This window comes from Thermomonas sp. (genome assembly GCF_020850895.1).
GTDB lineage: Bacteria > Pseudomonadota > Gammaproteobacteria > Xanthomonadales > Xanthomonadaceae > Thermomonas.
On record NZ_JADZDS010000095.1, the window covers coordinates 1 to 3,398 of the forward strand.

The 3,398-nt window shown below is 62.6% G+C and carries 6 protein-coding genes and 1 pseudogene; all 7 read right to left on the reverse strand.

What is annotated here, in order from left to right:
- Positions 1–59: 59 nt before the first annotated feature.
- Positions 60–809 carry a 30S ribosomal protein S3 gene (gene rpsC / locus IT472_RS08415; RefSeq protein WP_297180815.1) on the reverse strand — a complete coding sequence of 250 codons (750 nt, stop codon included), beginning with the start codon at positions 807–809 and terminating at the stop codon, positions 60–62.
- 2 nt (positions 810–811) lie between these two features.
- Positions 812–1,147, reverse strand: a complete 336-nt coding sequence (gene rplV / locus IT472_RS08420) for a 50S ribosomal protein L22 (RefSeq protein ID WP_297180817.1) — start codon at positions 1,145–1,147, stop codon at positions 812–814.
- A 10-nt stretch (positions 1,148–1,157) separates the two neighbouring features.
- Positions 1,158–1,427: a 30S ribosomal protein S19 gene (gene rpsS, locus IT472_RS08425; RefSeq protein WP_297180819.1), complete on the reverse strand. Its 270-nt coding sequence runs from the start codon at positions 1,425–1,427 to the stop codon at positions 1,158–1,160.
- A 6-nt stretch (positions 1,428–1,433) separates the two neighbouring features.
- Complete coding sequence (gene rplB, locus IT472_RS08430; protein WP_297180820.1) at positions 1,434–2,261, reverse strand: 50S ribosomal protein L2; 828 nt, start codon at positions 2,259–2,261, stop codon at positions 1,434–1,436.
- A gap of 11 nt (positions 2,262–2,272) precedes the next feature.
- On the reverse strand, positions 2,273–2,572 hold the full coding sequence (gene rplW / locus IT472_RS08435) for a 50S ribosomal protein L23 (protein WP_297180822.1): 300 nt from the start codon (positions 2,570–2,572) through the stop codon (positions 2,273–2,275).
- Positions 2,569–3,174, reverse strand: coding sequence for a 50S ribosomal protein L4 (gene rplD, locus IT472_RS08440; RefSeq protein ID WP_297180824.1), 606 nt, complete (start codon positions 3,172–3,174; stop codon positions 2,569–2,571). The genes rplW and rplD overlap by 4 nt, the downstream gene beginning before the upstream one ends.
- A gap of 3 nt (positions 3,175–3,177) precedes the next feature.
- Positions 3,178–3,398: pseudogene (gene rplC / locus IT472_RS08445) on the reverse strand (50S ribosomal protein L3); the annotation flags it as partial.

Sequence of the window (3,398 nt, forward strand, 5' to 3'; positions counted from 1 at the left end):
CCTTCATTGCGGCCCTTATGGACCTTGCGGTATTTGGTTCGCTTGGGTTGCAACATGGTTTATTCCCTCGCTTCGCCACGGTCGGCGCGGTCGCCACGATCACGGCGCGGACCGCGCGGACGTTCACGGTCGCCACGCGGCGCCGGGGTATCGTCCTGCTTTTCCTGACCGATCTGGGTGAAATCGAAAATTTCGCCCTTGTAGACCCACACCTTGATGCCGATGATGCCGTAGGTGGTCTTCGCTTCCGCGAAGCCGTAATCGATGTCCGCACGCAGGGTATGCAACGGCACGCGACCTTCGCGGTACCACTCGGAACGGGCGATTTCCGCACCGTTCAAGCGGCCAGCCACGTTGACCTTGATGCCCAGTGCCCCCAGACGCATCGCGTTGCCTACCGCACGCTTCATGGCGCGGCGGAACATGATGCGACGTTCCAGCTGCTGGGCGATGGACTCGGCCACCAGCTGCGCATCGAGCTCCGGCTTGCGGACTTCGGTGACATTGATGTGCGCCGGCACGCCGAGCACGTCAGACACGTCCTTGCGCAGCTTCTCGATGTCCTCGCCACGCTTGCCGATCACCACGCCCGGACGGGCGGTGTGAATCGTGACGCGCGCATTGTTGGCCGGCCGCTCGATCAGGATCTTGCTGATGCCCGCCTGCGCCAGCTTCTTGCGCAGCATGTCGCGAACCTTGAGGTCGCCCGCCAGGAAATCGGCGAACTGCTTCTTGCCGGCGTACCACTTGGAGTTCCAGTCCTTGGCGATGCCCAGGCGGATGCCGATCGGATTGACTTTATGACCCATGATTACTTGCCCTCGCCCACGACCACGGTGATGTGGCTGGTGCGCTTCACGATGCGCGTGCCACGGCCCTTTGCTCGCGCCATGAAGCGCTTCAACGCGGGACCTTCATCGACCATGATGGTCTTGACCTTCAGTGCGTCCGCATCGGCGCCGTTGTTGTTCTCGGCATTGGAAGCCGCCGAGTACACGACCTTGTAGATCATGCCGGCCGCTTTCTTGTCCGAGAACTTCAGCAGGTCGAGAGCGCGGGCCACGGGCAGGCCGCGAACCTGATCAGCGACCAGTCGAGCCTTCTGCGGGGAGATGCGCGCGGTGCGCAGGATTGCCTTCGCTTCCATGGTCATCTCCTTACTTCCCACTCTTCTTGTCGCCACCATGACCCTTGAACGTCCGGGTCACGGCGAATTCGCCAAGCTTGTGGCCAACCATGTTTTCGTTGACCAGCACCGGGACGTGGTTCTTGCCGTTGTGGACGGCAATGGTGAACCCGATCATTTCCGGCAGGATGGTGGATCGGCGCGACCAGGTCTTGATCGGCTTCTTGCTGCTGCCCGCGGCCTCCACCTTCTTCTGCAGGTGGTGGTCGATGAACGGGCCTTTCTTGAGAGAACGTGCCATTGCCGATTAGCTCCTGCGATCGCGCACGATGAACTGCTGGGTGCGCTTGTTCTTGCGGGTCTTGTAACCCTTGGTCGGCACGCCCCAGGGGGTGACCGGATGCGGGTTGCCCTGGCCAGCCTTGGCCTCACCACCACCGTGCGGGTGATCGACCGGGTTCATGGCGGCACCACGGACGGTCGGCTTGACGCCACGCCAACGGGCTGCACCGGCCTTGCCGAGCTTCTCCAGACCGTGCTCGTCATTGCTGACTTCACCAATGGTGGCACGGCATTCGGACGGCACCTTGCGCATTTCGCCGGAGCGCAAACGCAGGGTGGCGTAAACGCCTTCGCGAGCCACCAGCTGCACGCCAGCACCAGCGGCGCGAGCGATCTGAGCGCCCTTGCCGGGCTTCATTTCGATGCAGTGAATGGTCGAACCCACCGGGATGTTGCGCAGCGGGAGGGTGTTGCCCGCCTTGATCGGCGCATCGCTGCCAGCAATCACTTGATCACCGGCCTTCAACCCCTTCGGGGCGATGATGTAGCGACGCTCGCCATCGACATAGCACAGCAGCGCGATATGCGCCGTGCGATTCGGATCGTATTCGATCCGCTCCACGCGCGCCGGAATGCCTTCCTTGTCACGCTTGAAGTCGATGATGCGGTAATGCTGCTTGTGACCACCACCGATGTGACGGGTGGTGATGCGGCCATGGTGGTTGCGGCCACCAGTCTTGCCCTGCTTTTCGACCAGCGCCGCGTACGGCGCACCCTTGTGCAGGTCCGGGGTCTTCACGCGAACCGCCGAGCGGCGGCCAGCAGAAGTGGGCTTGAATGTCATCAATGCCATGGACGGGTTCCTCAGGCCGAGGCCATCATCACGTCAATCGCCTGGCCCTCGGCCAGGGTGACGTACGCCTTGCGCCAGTCACCGCGGCGACCCTGACGAAACTTGAAGGTCTTGGACTTGCCCTTCACGTTCACCACGTTCACCGCTTCGACCTTGACGCTGAAGATCTGCTCAACCGCAGCCTTCACATCGGCCTTGGTGGCAGTCTTCGCGATTTCGAAGACGTATTGGTTGGAGACTTCCTGCAGTCGCGCGGTCTTTTCGGAGACGCGCGGCGCACGGATCACTTCATACAGGTTTGCGGCGCTCATGCCAGCCACTCCTCGATCTTCTTCACCGCTTCGGCGGTCACCAGCACGGTGTCGGCACCGACCAGCGCAACCGGATCCAGGCCCTGCACGTCACGCACCTGCACGTAAGGCAGATTGCGAGCCGACAGGTACAGGTTGTCGTTGGCATCCTCGGTGACGATCAGCGGGCGCTTGCCGGCCTTCAGCTCAGCCAACTTCGCCACCAGACCGCGGGTCTTGGGAGCTTCGACGTCGAACGACTCAACCACGGTAATCCGGCCCTGACGATTCAGCTCAGACAGGATCGATGCGATCGCCGCGCGATACATCTTGCGATTGACCTTCTGCGCGAAGCTGCGGGGCTTGGCCGCGAAGGTGACGCCACCGCCGACGAAGATCGGCGCGGTCAGGGCACCGTGACGCGCACCGCCACCCTTCTGCTTCTTCGACTTCTTGGTGGTGCCATTGACTTCCGAACGGGTCTTCTGCGCCTTGGTACCGGCACGACCGGCATTGCGGTAGGCCACAACCACCTGATGAATCAGGTCTTCGCTGAAAGCGCGATCAAACACCGCCTCAGACACTGCCAGCTTGCTGGCGCTGCCATTGATATTGAGTTCCATGAATCAGACTCCCTTGCTCGTCGGGCGCACGATCACGTCGCCACCCGGCGCACCCGGGACCGCGCCACGCACGGCGATCAGGCCACGCTCGGCGTCAACCTTCACGACCTGCAGATTCTGCGTGGTCTGGGTGACATGACCCATGTGGCCCGCCATCTTCTTGCCCGGAAACACGCGACCCGGGGTCTGACGCTGGCCGATCGAACCCGGCGAGCGGTGCGACA

What these genes read in the sequence shown, in the direction of transcription:
- rpsC (WP_297180815.1), bottom strand. Translation starts at nt 809, where the DNA reads ATGGGTCATAAAGTCAATCCGATCGGCATCCGCCTGGGCATCGCCAAG.
- rplV (WP_297180817.1), bottom strand. Translation starts at nt 1,147, where the DNA reads ATGGAAGCGAAGGCAATCCTGCGCACCGCGCGCATCTCCCCGCAGAAG.
- rpsS (WP_297180819.1), bottom strand. Translation starts at nt 1,427, where the DNA reads ATGGCACGTTCTCTCAAGAAAGGCCCGTTCATCGACCACCACCTGCAG.
- rplB (WP_297180820.1), bottom strand. Translation starts at nt 2,261, where the DNA reads ATGGCATTGATGACATTCAAGCCCACTTCTGCTGGCCGCCGCTCGGCG.
- rplW (WP_297180822.1), bottom strand. Translation starts at nt 2,572, where the DNA reads ATGAGCGCCGCAAACCTGTATGAAGTGATCCGTGCGCCGCGCGTCTCC.
- rplD (WP_297180824.1), bottom strand. Translation starts at nt 3,174, where the DNA reads ATGGAACTCAATATCAATGGCAGCGCCAGCAAGCTGGCAGTGTCTGAG.